Origin of the sequence: Sediminicoccus rosea, assembly GCF_033547095.1 — a bacterium.
GTDB lineage: Bacteria > Pseudomonadota > Alphaproteobacteria > Acetobacterales > Acetobacteraceae > Roseococcus > Roseococcus rosea.
Genome location: NZ_CP137852.1, coordinates 630,335 through 642,983 on the forward strand (window position 1 = coordinate 630,335; position 12,649 = coordinate 642,983).

At 70.5% G+C, this 12,649-nt stretch carries 13 protein-coding genes and 1 other RNA gene; 6 read left to right on the plus strand and 8 right to left on the minus strand.

Annotated features, from left to right (window positions below):
• Nucleotides 1–2 precede the first annotated feature (2 nt).
• Nucleotides 3–971, minus strand: a complete 969-nt coding sequence (locus tag R9Z33_RS03050; protein WP_318649837.1) for a sialic acid TRAP transporter substrate-binding protein SiaP — start codon at nucleotides 969–971, stop codon at nucleotides 3–5.
• A gap of 112 nt (nucleotides 972–1,083) precedes the next feature.
• On the opposite strand from R9Z33_RS03050, the gene R9Z33_RS03055 reads away from it, so the two are divergent.
• The 4 genes from R9Z33_RS03055 to R9Z33_RS03070 are packed head-to-tail and all read left to right on the plus strand — an operon-like array spanning nucleotide 1,084 to nucleotide 4,379.
• Entirely contained in the window at nucleotides 1,084–2,607 is a 1,524-nt protein-coding gene (locus R9Z33_RS03055) for a UxaA family hydrolase (protein ID WP_318649838.1), read from the plus strand.
• Entirely contained in the window at nucleotides 2,604–3,182 is a 579-nt protein-coding gene (locus tag R9Z33_RS03060; RefSeq protein ID WP_318649839.1) for a hypothetical protein, read from the plus strand. The genes R9Z33_RS03055 and R9Z33_RS03060 overlap by 4 nt, the downstream gene beginning before the upstream one ends.
• Nucleotides 3,157–3,333, plus strand: coding sequence for a hypothetical protein (locus R9Z33_RS03065; protein WP_318649840.1), 177 nt, complete (start codon nucleotides 3,157–3,159; stop codon nucleotides 3,331–3,333). The genes R9Z33_RS03060 and R9Z33_RS03065 overlap by 26 nt, the downstream gene beginning before the upstream one ends.
• A 32-nt stretch (nucleotides 3,334–3,365) precedes the next feature.
• Entirely contained in the window at nucleotides 3,366–4,379 is a 1,014-nt protein-coding gene (locus R9Z33_RS03070) for a C-terminal binding protein (protein ID WP_318649841.1), read from the plus strand.
• Between the two features lie 52 nt (nucleotides 4,380–4,431).
• Here R9Z33_RS03070 and R9Z33_RS03075 read toward each other — a convergent pair whose 3' ends face one another.
• The 6 genes from R9Z33_RS03075 to ffs form a co-directional block, all read right to left on the minus strand.
• Entirely contained in the window at nucleotides 4,432–5,991 is a 1,560-nt protein-coding gene (locus R9Z33_RS03075) for a DHA2 family efflux MFS transporter permease subunit (RefSeq protein ID WP_318649842.1), read from the minus strand.
• Nucleotides 5,988–7,133, minus strand: a complete 1,146-nt coding sequence (locus R9Z33_RS03080; RefSeq protein ID WP_318649843.1) for an HlyD family secretion protein — start codon at nucleotides 7,131–7,133, stop codon at nucleotides 5,988–5,990. The genes R9Z33_RS03075 and R9Z33_RS03080 overlap by 4 nt, the downstream gene beginning before the upstream one ends.
• Nucleotides 7,134–7,227: 94 nt before the next feature.
• Nucleotides 7,228–7,818: a recombination mediator RecR gene (gene recR / locus R9Z33_RS03085; RefSeq protein WP_318649844.1), complete on the minus strand. Its 591-nt coding sequence runs from the start codon at nucleotides 7,816–7,818 to the stop codon at nucleotides 7,228–7,230.
• A 156-nt stretch (nucleotides 7,819–7,974) separates the two neighbouring features.
• Entirely contained in the window at nucleotides 7,975–8,298 is a 324-nt protein-coding gene (locus R9Z33_RS03090) for a YbaB/EbfC family nucleoid-associated protein (protein WP_318649845.1), read from the minus strand.
• Nucleotides 8,299–10,203, minus strand: coding sequence for a DNA polymerase III subunit gamma/tau (locus R9Z33_RS03095; protein ID WP_318651605.1), 1,905 nt, complete (start codon nucleotides 10,201–10,203; stop codon nucleotides 8,299–8,301).
• 24 nt (nucleotides 10,204–10,227) lie between these two features.
• Nucleotides 10,228–10,324, minus strand: an RNA gene (gene ffs / locus R9Z33_RS03100) — signal recognition particle sRNA small type.
• A 103-nt stretch (nucleotides 10,325–10,427) separates the two neighbouring features.
• Between ffs and R9Z33_RS03105 the strand changes: the two genes are divergently transcribed.
• Nucleotides 10,428–10,856: a YHS domain-containing (seleno)protein gene (locus tag R9Z33_RS03105; RefSeq protein ID WP_318649846.1), complete on the plus strand. Its 429-nt coding sequence runs from the start codon at nucleotides 10,428–10,430 to the stop codon at nucleotides 10,854–10,856.
• Between the two features lie 51 nt (nucleotides 10,857–10,907).
• Nucleotides 10,908–11,717: an alpha/beta fold hydrolase gene (locus R9Z33_RS03110; RefSeq protein WP_318649847.1), complete on the plus strand. Its 810-nt coding sequence runs from the start codon at nucleotides 10,908–10,910 to the stop codon at nucleotides 11,715–11,717.
• A 3-nt stretch (nucleotides 11,718–11,720) separates the two neighbouring features.
• On the opposite strand, the gene R9Z33_RS03115 is transcribed toward R9Z33_RS03110, so the two are convergent.
• Nucleotides 11,721–12,635: an ornithine cyclodeaminase family protein gene (locus R9Z33_RS03115; RefSeq protein WP_318649848.1), complete on the minus strand. Its 915-nt coding sequence runs from the start codon at nucleotides 12,633–12,635 to the stop codon at nucleotides 11,721–11,723.
• Between the last annotated feature and the right edge of the window lie 14 nt (nucleotides 12,636–12,649).

A 12,649-nucleotide genomic window follows, 5' to 3' on the forward strand; every position in this document is an offset into this window, starting at 1 on the left:
GGCTACAGCGCCTGCAGGCGGTCGTACTGCGCGCGCGTCCAGCCCACATTCTCGTTGTGGAGCGGCACGCAGGCGGCGCGGAAGGCCGCGCGGTCGGGCGTCTGCACGGTCTTGCCCTGGGCGCGGAACCAGGCGGCCAGCTCCTGCTCCTGCGTGCGGATCGCCGCACCGCAGCGGTCGGCCGCCTGGGCCAGCACCTCGCGGAAGATGCCGCGCTCATTCTCGTTCAGGCGCCGCATCAGGCCGCCGCCGATGATGGTCAGCAGGCTGTCGGTGATGTGGCCGGTGAGCGAGATGTGGCTTTGCACCTCGAAGAACTTCTTGGCCTGGATGGTGGGCAGCGGATTTTCCTGCGCGTCCACCGTGCCGTTCTGCAGCGCGAGATAGACCTCGGCGAAGGCGATGGGCGTGGCGTTGGCGCCGACCGCGCGCGCGAACATGAGGAAGGAGGGCGCCTGGGGCACGCGCAGCTTCAGGCCGCGCATGTCGGAGGGCTGCATGATGCTGCGGTTCGCCGTCACCATGCGGTCCCCGTAATAGGTCAGCGCCACGGCATGATGGTTGGTCTGCCGGTCATAGCCGGCCACCAGCTCGCGGTGCAGGTCGCTGCCGCGGTAGGCCTGGAAATGCGCGTAGTCGCGCAGCGCATAGGGCGCGTGGCTGATGGCGATGGGGCGGAAGCTGGCGCCGGCGAAGGCCACGCCGGTGTAGATCATGTCCACCGTGCCCAGCGTCAGCGCCTGGTTGATCTGCGGCTCATTCCCGAGCGCCGAGGCGGCGAAGACCTCGATGTTCCAGCGGCCATTGGTGCGCTGCTGGATCTGCTGCGCGGCCCAGAGCGCCTCGGTATGATAGGGCTCGTTCACCTCATAGACATGCGCCCAGCGCAGGCGCGTGCCCTGCGCCAGCGCGGCGTTGGAGACGAAGGGGGCGGCGAGGGCCGAGAGGCCCAGCGAACGACGGCTGATCATGGAAACTTCCTCGGGTTGGTTTTTTCTGGACGAGATGCTGCCGGTTTTCATGCGTCTTTCGCAATGGGGAATCGCAGGGCAGGATGGTCCAAAGCCTTTGGGAGAGATGGCCATGGATGCCCCGGTGATCCGCCTGCATGAGGAAGATGGCGTGGTGATCGCGCGCCGCGCGCTGCCGGAGGGCACGCCGGTCGCGCCCAATGTGGTGGCGCGTGCGCGCATCCCGGCGGGGCACAAGGTGGCGGTGCGCGGGCATGCGCCGGGGCAGGAGATCCGCCGCTACGGGCAGATCATCGGCTTCGCGACGCAGCCCATCGCGCCCGGCGAATGGGTGCACACGCAGAACTGCGCGATGGGCGATTTCGCGCGCGACTATGCCTGGGGCGTGGATGCGCGGCCGACCGAGCCGGTGGCGGTGCCGGAGCATTTCATGGGCATCCGCCGGGCCGATGGGCGCGTGGCCACGCGCAACTACATCGGCATCATCACGAGCGTGAATTGTTCGGCCCATGTGGCGGACCTGATCGCGCGCAGCTTCACGCGCAATCCCTTCACCGATGGGCCGGACCCGCTGGCCGAATTCGGCGCGGTGGATGGCGTGGTGGCGCTGACGCACAAGACCGGCTGCGGCATGACGGAGGGCGAGCCGCTGCGCGTGCTGCGCCGCGTGCTGGCGGGCTTCGCGCGGCATCCGAACTTTTCCCATGTCATCGCCATCGGGCTGGGGTGCGAGGTGAACCAGCTGGGCGGGCTCTTGGAGGAACAGCGCCTGGCCGGGCGGCTGCGCACGCTGAACATCCAGGAGAGCGGCGGCACGCGGCGCACGGTGGAGGCCGGGATCTCCTTCGTGAAGGAGGTGCTGGGCGAGGCCAATGCCGTGCGGCGCGAGCCGGTGCCAGCCAGCGCGCTGAAGGTCGCGCTGCAATGCGGCGGCTCGGACGGGTATTCGGGCATCACCGCCAACCCGGCGCTGGGGGCGGCGAGCGATCTGGTGGTGCGGCATGGGGGCACCGTGATCCTCTCGGAATCGCCCGAGACCTATGGGGCGGAACATCTGCTGACGCGCCGCGCCGTCTCGCCCGAGGTGGGGCAGAAGCTGGTGGATGTGATGCACTGGTGGGAGGCCTACACCGAGCGCGAGGGGGCGGAGATGAACGCCAACCCCTCGCCCGGGAACAAGGCGGGCGGGCTGACCACCATCCTGGAAAAGTCGCTCGGCGCCATGGCCAAGGCGGGGACGACGAACCTGGTGGATGTGGTGCGCTATGCCGAGCCGGTGACCGCACCCGGCTTCGTCTTCATGGACACGCCGGGCTACGACCCGGTGGGCGCGACGGGCCAGGTAGCCGGTGGGGCGAACCTGATGTGCTTCACCACCGGGCGCGGCAGCGTGTTTGGCTGCAAGCCCGCGCCCTCCCTCAAGCTCGCCACCAACACCGCCATGTTCCGCCACATGGAGGAGGATATGGACATCAATTGCGGGACGGTGCTGGACGGGGGGGAGAGCGTTTTGGAGTGCGGGGAACGTATTTTCCGGCATATGCTGGCGACGGCCAGCGGCGCGCCCACGAAGAGCGAGGCGCTGGGGTTTGGCGATGCGGAGTTCGCGCCTTGGGTGTTGGGGGCGACGATGTGAGTGAGGGTTATCGGCCGGAGTATCTCGAAGGCTTGAACCTGCTGGCTCGGGCCTGCACCCTCCTGGCCGAACGCGGCCTGCCGTTACCGATCCTGGTCGGCGGCGCGGTGGTGGAGTTTGATACGGCGGGGCAGATCCACACGGGCGATTTTGACGTGCTTTCCTCTCTGGATTCCGAACTGCGCGAGGCCGTTCTGGCCGTCGGCTTCGTCGAGGAGAATCGTCCGGGGCGGCGGCTTGGCGGCTTCTATCATCCAACACTGCCCTTGGGTCTGGAGGTGGTGTCGAAGGCTTATTTCGACGGGCATGGTGACCGGACGCGCATCCGGCTTATCGAGATGCCGGGCGGCAGCGTCCCGATGGCCCCGACCGAGGAACTCATCGCCGACCGCCTTGGCCAATGGATTGCCTCGGATCGGCGGGATATGGAGCTGCTCATCCAGGCCAAGACCATGTTCGCCCTGGCATCGGGCCTGGCGGAGGACTATCTTGACCAGCGTATCCGGCAGGACACGGCCGGGACCATGACCCTGTCGGAGTTCCTCTCCCTTGACCCTGAAGCGCATCACCCCTGAGCAGCGCTGGGCGGAAATCTCCGCCAAGCTCGCCGCCGGCGTGCGCCTTCCGCCGCCGGAGGTCATGCGCAACAGCGGCCGTCGCCGCACGCCCGAGAAGAAGGCGCTGTTGGAGCGCATCGCCAAGAACCGCGAGAACCAGCCCGGCTAGGCACCCAGCCCCCCGCTGGCTAGCCTTCCCGTATGCAAGAAAAACTCACCGTCCTCGAACCCGAATCCCTCTACCCCGACACGCTGCTGGAGCAGCGCGTGATGGGGGACACCGTCCGCATCCTCCAGGGCAACGCCAAAAAGGCGCTGATGGAGCTCCCGGATGAGCTCTGCGCCCAGGCCGATGGCCTGATGACGCTGCGCCTCGCCGTCCCCCGGGAGGCACTGGAGAAATTCCCCAAGCTCAAGGTCGTGATCCGCATGGGCGTGGGTTATGACCGCGTGGACCGCGCTTATTGCGCCGAGCGCGGCATCACCGTCTGCAACATCCCCGATTATGGCACGCAGGAGGTGGCGGATACGGCCGTCACCCTCGCCGCCACGCTGCGCCGGGGCATTCCGCTTTATCACGACGCCATGCGCGGCCCCTCGCCCTGCGCCTGGGGCGTGATCCAGAACCCCATCGTCCGGCGCTTCGATGTGCAGACCTTCGGCGTGCTGGGCCTGGGGCGTATCGGCACCGCGGCGGCGCTGCGGGCCAAGGCGCTCGGCTTCCGCGTGGTTTTCTACGATCCGCATCTGCCCAATGGCGCCGACCGCGCGATCGGCGTGACGCGGCTGGAAAGCCTGGAGGCGCTGATGGAGGCAAGCGACGTGCTCTCCATCCACACGCCGCTCACGCGCAACACGCGCGGCCTGGTGGGCGCGGCGGAGCTGGCGCGGCTGAAGGAGGGCGCGGTGGTGATCAACACCGCGCGCGGCCCCATCCTGGATCTCGATGCGCTGGAGGCCGGCCTGCGCTCGGGCCGGATCGCGGCGGCGGGGCTGGACGTGCTGCCGGTGGAGCCGCCGGTGCCGGAGCCGCCCTTGCTGCAGGCCTATCGCGCGGGCGAGGATTGGCTGCGCGGCCGCCTGATCATCCTGCCCCACATCGCCTTCCACAGCCCCGAGGCCTGGGATGATATTCGTTTGAAGAGTGCCGAGACGATGCGTGACGTCCTGGTCCGCGGCCTCCGCACCAACGTCATCCCGCCTGATTCGGATTGAATGAAGGTCGAGGAAACTAAGTTTCCTCGTGGGGTTTAAGGGGCAAAGCCCCTTATTGCCTGTACCCCGGCGGTTTCTGCCGCAGCGTCAGCCCCGGCAGGATCGCGATCAGGCAGAGGATGCCCACGATCAGGAAGGCGTCCCGGAAGCCCAGCATTTGCGCCTGGGCTTCCACCATGCGCGTCATGAAGTCGTGCGCCGCGTCGCGCCGGATCACTTCCGGCAATCCGCCCTGGGCGTAAAGGTTTTCCAGCAATCGGCGCGCTTCCAGCGTGGCGCTGCCGCCATCCACCAGCGGCCCGAGGGTTTCGGCATGCAGCTGCGTGCGGCGTTCGAGATAGACGGCGAGGAGGTTGGTGCCGAAGGCGCCGCCCAGCATGCGGAAGAAGTTGATCGCCCCCGCGCCCTGGCCGAACAGGGCGGGCGGCAGCGCGCGCATGGCGCCCACATTCATGTTCGGCATGGTGAGGCCGAGGCCCACGCGCCCGATCAGGATCCAGATCGCCAGTTCCCAGAAGGGCGTATCGGTGCCGACCAGGCGCATCAGCCAGCAGGAGAGGGCGAAGATGCCAAGCCCGAGGCAGACCGGAATCCAGGGCGGCACGAAATCCGCCATGCGCCCGGCCATGAGGAAGACGAAGGCCACGACCAGGCCGCCCGGCATCATGATCAGGCCCGAGCGCGTGGGCGTGTAGCCCTGCACCACCTGCACCAGCAGCGGCAACAGGTAGGTCGAGCCGAAGATGGCGCCGCCATAGATGAAGGCGACCAAGGCGGCCGCCGCGAAGCCGCCATGGCGGAAGACGCGCAGGTTCATCAGCGGCGCGGGCGTGATGCCCTGCCAGATCAGGAAGGCGAGGATGGCGACGAGCGCCACGGCGAGCTGGCCGATCACGCGGTCGGAATTCCAGCCATCATGCTGCCCGTCGGTGAGACCCGAGAGCAGCGTGCCGATGGCGATGGCGAGCAGCGCGCAGCCCAACCAGTCGAATTGCCGCGCGGCGCCGGTCGCCAGCCGCCCCGGCATGAAGAAGGCGCTCATCAGCAGGCCGAGCGCCGCGGTGGGCAGGCTCAGGAAGAAGACCGCGTGCCAGGAGAACTCATCCACCAGGAAGCCGCCCAGCGCCGGACCGATGGCGGGCGCCATGACGACGCCGAAGCTGAAGAGGCCCATGGCGGTGCCCCGCCGCTCGGGCGGGAAGACGAGGAAGATCACCTGCATGGAGAGGGGCTGCAGCAGGCCGGCGGCGGCCCCCTGCGCCACGCGGCAGGCGACCATCACGCCCGTCGAGGTCGCGATGCCGGCCAGCATCGAGGCGATGATGAAGACGGTGATGGCGAAGCCGTAGGTGCGGCGGAAGCCGAAGCGTTCCACCGCCCAGGCGTTCAGCAGCATGAAGCCGGTATTCGCGGCCAGGAAGCCGGTCGAGAGAAGCTGCCCCTCCTCATACCCCATGCCCAGCGCGCCCACGATATCGGGCAGGGCGACGACGACGATGGTGGAGGAAAGGATGGTGGAGATGGTGCCGGTCAGCGCCGTCAGCGTCACCCACCAGCGGAAATTCGGCCCGTAGCGGGCGAAGAGCTCCTCGACGGTGGGGCCGTCCTTCACCCGCGCGCTTCGCCGGTCACGCGCACCAGCATGCCCGGGCGCAGCAGGCCGGGCGGCGGCGGGGGATCAAGGCGCACGCGCAGCGGCAGGCGCTGGGTGATGCGGGTGAAGTTGCCCGAGGGGTTGGCGCTGGGCAGCAGGGCGAATTCGCTGGTCGCGGCCTCCACCATGCGGTCCACCACGCCGGCGAAGACCTGTCCGGGCCAGGCATCCACGCGGACCGTCACGGGCGAGCCGGGGCGGAAATGCCGCACGTCGGTTTCCTTGACATTGGCCTCGATGCGGATCTGCGCGGGGCTGTGCACCATGATGATGCGCTGCCCGGCCAGCACATATTCGCCGGGGTCCATGAAGATGCGGTCCACCACGCCGTCGAAGGGCATGCGGATGGTGCGGTCGGCCACGTCGAGGGCGGCGCGGTCGCGGGCGGCGGTCATCTCGCGCTCCTGGGGCCCGAGCGATTCGAGCTGGCGCGCGATGACCTGCATCTCCTCCCGGGCGGCCTGGGCCAGGGCCATCAGCGCCTCGGCGTTGCGGATCTCGGCGGCAGCGGCGATGGCGCGCTGGCGGGCGGCGTGCAGGGCGGCGCTCAGCATCTCGACGCGCTGGCGGGTGCCGGCGCCGGTCTGGATCAGGCGCTCGGCGCGGCCGAGCTCGGCCTCCGCGAAGTCGCGCTCGGCCTCGGCGGCGGGCAGGGTGGAGCGCGCGGCGTCGAGCTTGGCCAGTGCGGCGGCGTGCTGGCTGGCGGATTGCCGGTCCACCATGGCGAGGCGCGCCTCCAGCTCGGCACGGCGGGCGGCGATGCCGGCGAGGCGGGCGTTCAGCTCCTCGACGGCCAGCGTGGCTTCGCGGGCATCAATCTGCACGAGCAATTCGCCCTCGCGCACGGAATCGCCGGCGGTGACGGGCAGGGCCTGCACCCAGCCGGGGACGCGGCTGGCCAGGATGACCATGTCGGAAGCGACACGGGCGTCATCGAGGACGACATGGGTGAACTGGAAATGGAGCCAGCGGGCGCCGAAGCCCAGGCCGATGAGCAGGGCGAGCGCGGCACCCGCAAGCCGCACCCGCCGGCGCAGCGCCATCCCCCTGATCTGCCCGACGCCGCCGCGTGTTGCGCGGTCGGCCGGCCCGATATCCATCGCCGCATCCTTCCTGGCGCGCAGTCGCGCGACCCTGGCGCGCGCGGGGCGCGACCATTCGGCAGCATAGGCACGCTTTGGTTGTCAGGACAATTCAGCGCCGCGCTTTAAACGCGGCCGCCAGCGTGCCGTCATCCAGCACATCCAGTGCGCCGCCCATGGGCACGCCCTGCGCGAGCCGCGTCACCGGCACGCCCAGCGGGCGCAGCCGGTCGGCCAGGTAATGCGCGGTGCTGGCGCCCTCGACCGTCGCGGGCAGGGCCAGGATCACCTCGCGCACGCCGGGCAGGCTCGCGCGTTCCAGCAGCGGCGCGATGGAGAGTTCCTCCGGCCCGATTCCCGCGAGTGGCGAGAGCGTGCCGCCCAGCACGTGATAGAGGCCGTGATGCGCGTGCGCGCGCTCCAGCGCCCAGAGCTCACCCACACCTTCCACGACGCAGATCAGGCCCTGGTCCCGGTCGGGCTCGGTGCAGATGCGGCAGGGGTCGGAGGCGTCGAGGTTGCCGCAGCGCGAGCAGGGCTTCACCGCCTCCGCCGCCGCGCGCAGCGCATCGGCCAGCGGCAGCATGCGCGTCTCGGGCGCCATGAGCATCCGCAACGCCGCCCGCCGCGCGCTGCGCCGGCCGAGGCCGGGCAGCTTCGCCAGCAGCTGAATCAGATGCTCAACAGGATCATTCGGCCGCACAGCCCACCATCCCAACCAGCCCCCTCACCGCGGGCGCAGCCTGCCTTCCGCCCCCCGGTGCCCCGAAGCGGCTCCGCCGCGAGGGCGGAACTCAGTCCCCAGGATCAGCGCCAACCCGGGGCCCCCGGAAAATCGCGCAGCGTTTTTTGGGGAATATCAGAAGGGAAGCTTCAGGCCGGCCGGCAGGCTCATGCCGGCGGTGGCCTTCTGCATCTCCTCCGCCATCATCGCCTCGACCTTCTGCTTGGCATCGCCATGGGCGGCGACGATCAGGTCCTCCAGCACCTCGCGATCCTCGGCCGTCATCAGCGAGGGATCGATGGAGATGCGGCGTAGTTCGCCCTTGCCGGTCAGCTTCACCTTCACCATCCCGGCGCCCGCTTGGCCCTCGACCTCGGTGGATTCGAGCTTGGCCTGCATCTCCGCCATGCGGGTCTGCATCTGCTGGGCCTGCTTCAACATATTGCCGAGATTCTTCACTCAATCCTCCTCTGGAAGGTCAAACCCCGCGGATTCGGCCTCGGGCGGCGCGAATTCGGGGAAATCGGGTTCTTCGTCCCGGATGATGGGCTTCAGGCCGTATTCATCCACGGTCTCGTCGCGCACCGCGTCGATCTGCGCGCCGGGAAAGGCCAGCAGGATGGCCTGGACGATGGGATGGCTCTGCGCTGCCGAACGCCGGTCGGTCTCGGCCGCGCGGGATTGTTCGGCCAGCGTCGGCTCGCCCTCGGCATTGCTCAGCGCGACCGTCCAGCGGGCGCCGGTGCGCTCCTCCAGCAGGGCCTTGAGCTGGGCACCGAGGTCGCGCGGCGCCTGGGGGCGCACGCGGATCTCGACCTGACCGGGCGCGACGCGCACCGGGTGCACGTCATGCAGCAGATGCGCGTGCAGCAGCGCCTGGTTGGCGGCCGAGGCGATGGCCGCGATCTCGCGCCATTGCGTCGGCTGGGGGAGGGCGGCCGGGGCGGGCGCGGCGCTGGCCACGGCCCCGCCGCCCGCCATCATCCGCATGCCGCCGCCGCCACCCGTGGGGGCGGGCGCACCGCCGCCGGCCGGCACGGCGCCGCCCGATTCGAGTCGCTTCAGGATCTCGCCCGGCGTCGGCTGCTCGGCCGCATGGGCGAGGCGGATCAGCACCATCTCGGCCGCCGCGCGGCGGTCGGGCGCGGCCAGCACCTCCTCCAGGCCCTTCAGCAGCATCTGCCAGGCGCGGGTCAGCATGGGGACGGAGAGGCGCGCGGCGAGGGCGGTGCCGCGCACGCGCTCATTCTCCGGCAGGCCCATATCCTCGGCCAGGGCCGGGATGGCGGCGAAGCGCGTGAGCAGGTGCGTCTGCTCGAGCAGGTCCTGCATGATGGTCAGCGGCTCGGCGCCGCGCTCATGCCCCTCGGCCATGCGCTGCATGGCGAGCGGCAGGTCCGCGTTCATCACCGCTTCCAGGATGTCGAAGACCAGGGCGCGGTCGGCCAGGCCCAGCATGTCCCGCACGGATTCGGTGGTGACGGCGCCCGAATCGCCCGCCAGCGCGATCGCCTGGTCGAGCAGGGAGAGGCCATCGCGCACCGAGCCATCGGCGGCGCGGGCCAGCATGGCGACGGCGCCCTCTTCCAGGCTCGCCTGCTCCTTCGCTGCGATGTTGTGGAAATGCCCGCGCAGGCGCTCTTCCGGCACGCGCTTCAGCGAGAAGGTCTGGCAGCGGCTGCGGATGGTGATGGGCACCTTCCGCAACTCGGTGGTGGCGAGGATGAAGGTAATGTTGGGCGGCGGTTCCTCGAGCGACTTGAGCAGGGCGTTGAAGGCCTGCTCCGTCAGCATATGGACCTCGTCCAGGATGAAGACCTTCTGGCGGCCCTGCGCCGGGCGGAAGCGCAGCGCCTCGCGCAGTTCGCGCACATCGTCGATGCCGCGGTTGGAGGCGGCGTCCATCTCCACCACGTCGGGGTGGCGGTCGGCCAGGATGGCGACGCATTCGGGGCAGACGCCGCAGGGGTCGGCCGTCGGGCCGCCCTTGCCGTCCACGCCCACGCAGTTCAGCGCGCGGGCGATGATGCGGGCGGTGGTGGTCTTGCCAACGCCGCGCACGCCGGTCAGCAGGAAGGCGTGGTGCACGCGGCCGCGCGCGAAGGCGTTGCGCAGCGTGCGGACCAGCGCCTCCTGCCCGATCAGGTCGTCCAGCACCTGCGGGCGGTATTTGCGCGCCAGCACGCGATAGGGCGTGGGCTTGGCGGCGGGCGGTGGTGCGGCGATCACCGGCGCTGCGGGCGGCGGCGCGGCGGCGGGCGCGGGCGGTGGATCATCGAAGCCGAAGAGGCCCGGCCCCTCGGGCGGGGGCGGCTCGGGCAGGCCCTCCTCGGGGCTGGGTTCGCCGTAGAGATCGCTGGGCATCATCCAACCGGGGGTGCGAGAGGGGGTGGAAGGCCGGCGGCGACCCGAGCAAGAACCCGTTACGGCTGCTTCCTTCCGGACCTGACCGGGTTGGCGAGGAGCCCGTCCGCACCGACCTTCCGGGATGAGATATAGCACGCGCCGCCCGGCTTGCATCCCGGGGGGCGTAACCTTTGCGGCGCCCCGTCCGTAGTCCGGACATTCCCTTGCGAAGGCTGCCCCCGATGCTCATCCGCCGCGCCCTCTTCGGCCTCCTCCTCGCCTCCCCCGCCGCCGCGCGCAGCTTCGCCGAGCGCGGGGTGGCGGTGCGGGGCACCGATGTCGTCGCCTATTTCACCGAGGGCCGCGTGGTGCGCGGCCGCGCCGAGCATGCCGCCGAGTGGGACGGGGTGCGCTGGCTCTTCGCCTCGGCCGCGAATCGCGATCGTTTCCTGGCCGACCCGGCCGCGCATGTCCCGGCCTATGGCGGCTTCTGCGCCTGGGCCGTGGCGCAGGGCTACACCGCGCCGACCGACCCCCATGCCTGGCGCATCGTGGAGGGGCGGCTCTTCCTCAATTACGACGCCTCGGTGCAGCGGCGTTGGGAGCGGGACATTCCGGGCTTCATCGCCCGCGCCGATCTCAACTGGCCGCGCCTGAACCAGGCCGGGTAGGCAGAAGGCCAAGCCCGCCGCAGGATGCCCCCGCTTCAGGGAGAGACATCCATGCCGAGCCTCGAGATCGACGGCTATCCCATTTCCTATGCCGAGGCCGGCGACCCGGCCGCGCCACCGCTGCTCCTGGTGCATGGCACGCTGGGCGACCAGCGCAGCTTCGCGCCGCAGATGGAGGCGCTGGGCGCCGCCTATCATGTGATGTCGCTCAGCATGCGCCACGCCTGGCCCGGCCGCTGGGAGGAGGGCGGCGACTTCACCATCGACCGCCATGTGGCGGATGTGGCCGGCTTCATCGGGAAGCTCGGGCGTGGGCCGGTGCGGCTGCTCGGCCATTCGCGCGGCGGGCATATCTCCTTCCGCGTGGCGGAGCGGCACCCGCAGCTCGTGCGCGCGCTCGTCCTGGCCGAGCCGGGTGGCGAGCTGGATGAGAGCCTCGGCGGCAAGCCCGCGAGCGGCAAGCAGGCCGGCGGCTTCGCGGCCGCCGCCGCCCTGGTCGCGGTTGGCGACGAGGAGGGCGGACTGCGGATGGTGGCCGAGCAGACCGGCGGCCCCGGCGCCTGGGAGCGCCGGCCCGAAGTGCGGAAATATCTCGGCCGCGACAATGCCCGCACCCTGCTGGGCCAGCTGCACGAACGCCGCGCGCCCTATTCCCGCGCCGCCGCGCAATCCATCGCGGCACCCACGCTGCTGCTCGGCGGCGCCGACAGCCAGCCGCAATTCGGCGTGATCCTCGATGCCCTGGAACAAGCCATGCCCAAGACCCGGCGCGTCACCATCGCGCGCGCCACGCATGGGCTGAACCACGACAATCCGGAGGATTTCAACGCGGCGGTGCTGGCCTTCCTCGCGGCGAACTGAAGCTCATCCGCCGCGCGTGGCGAGGATGGCGGCCGCCAGGTCCTCGCCCGCCCAGCCCACCGACTTGAAGAGCGTGATCTGCGCCGCATCCGTCCGGCCGGGATGCGCGCCGCGGCAGAGATCGGCCAGTTCCGCCACGACATGGGCGCGGGTGACGTGCCCCTCGGCGATGGCCTGCACCAGGTCGCCCGCCTCGGCCAGGCCGCCCGCATAGGTGTCCACCACCACCAGCGCGCGCGCGACGGCGGCCCCGTCCACCTCGCGCAGGTCAGGCCGGTAGGCGCCCACCAGGTCGAGATGCGTCCCCGGCGAGAGATCGGCGCCCTGGACCAGGGGCGTGGCCGAGAGGGTGGCGGCGGAGATGATGTCGAAGCCCTGCGGGTCGGGCCGCGCCACGGCATGGGCGGGCAGGCCATGCGCCGCGAGCCGGCGCGCCAGCGCCTCCGCATTGGCCGCGCGCGGCGACCAGATGGCGATCTCGCTCAGCGGGAAGCGCGCCGCATAGGCCTCGGCCAGCGCGGTGGCGACGCGGCCGGAGCCCAGCAGCAGCAGGCGCCGCGAATCAGACCGCGCGAGGTAGCCCGCGGCCAGCACCGAGGTGGCGGCGGTGCGCCGGTCCGTCAGCTCGCCGCCATCGAGCAGCGCCACGGGCTGGCCGGTGATGGCGTCGGAGAGCAGATAGGCCGCATGCACGGCGGGCAGCCCGCGCGCCCCGTTGCCGGGCGAGACATGCACGATCTTCACGCCCGAATGGGTGGCGCTGGTGGCGGGCATGAGCAGCAGCGTGCCCGATTCCGGCAGCGGGTGGGCATGGCGGAGCGGTGCCTGGCAGCCGGTGGCGAAGATGTCCCGGATCGCCTCGATCAATGCGGGCCAGGGCAGGCGAGCGGCGATTTCAGTCTTGTCAAGATGCTGCACCGCATGGCTCCTGT

Excerpts from the sequence above, each read along its gene's own strand:
- R9Z33_RS03110 (WP_318649847.1), top strand. The coding sequence starts at position 10,908 with ATGCCGAGCCTCGAGATCGACGGCTATCCCATTTCCTATGCCGAGGCC.
- R9Z33_RS03080 (WP_318649843.1), bottom strand. The coding sequence starts at position 7,133 with ATGGATATCGGGCCGGCCGACCGCGCAACACGCGGCGGCGTCGGGCAG.
- R9Z33_RS03070 (WP_318649841.1), top strand. The coding sequence starts at position 3,366 with ATGCAAGAAAAACTCACCGTCCTCGAACCCGAATCCCTCTACCCCGAC.
- R9Z33_RS03050 (WP_318649837.1), bottom strand. The coding sequence starts at position 971 with ATGATCAGCCGTCGTTCGCTGGGCCTCTCGGCCCTCGCCGCCCCCTTC.
- R9Z33_RS03095 (WP_318651605.1), bottom strand. The coding sequence starts at position 10,203 with ATGCCCAGCGATCTCTACGGCGAACCCAGCCCCGAGGAGGGCCTGCCC.
- R9Z33_RS03105 (WP_318649846.1), top strand. The coding sequence starts at position 10,428 with ATGCTCATCCGCCGCGCCCTCTTCGGCCTCCTCCTCGCCTCCCCCGCC.
- R9Z33_RS03055 (WP_318649838.1), top strand. The coding sequence starts at position 1,084 with ATGGATGCCCCGGTGATCCGCCTGCATGAGGAAGATGGCGTGGTGATC.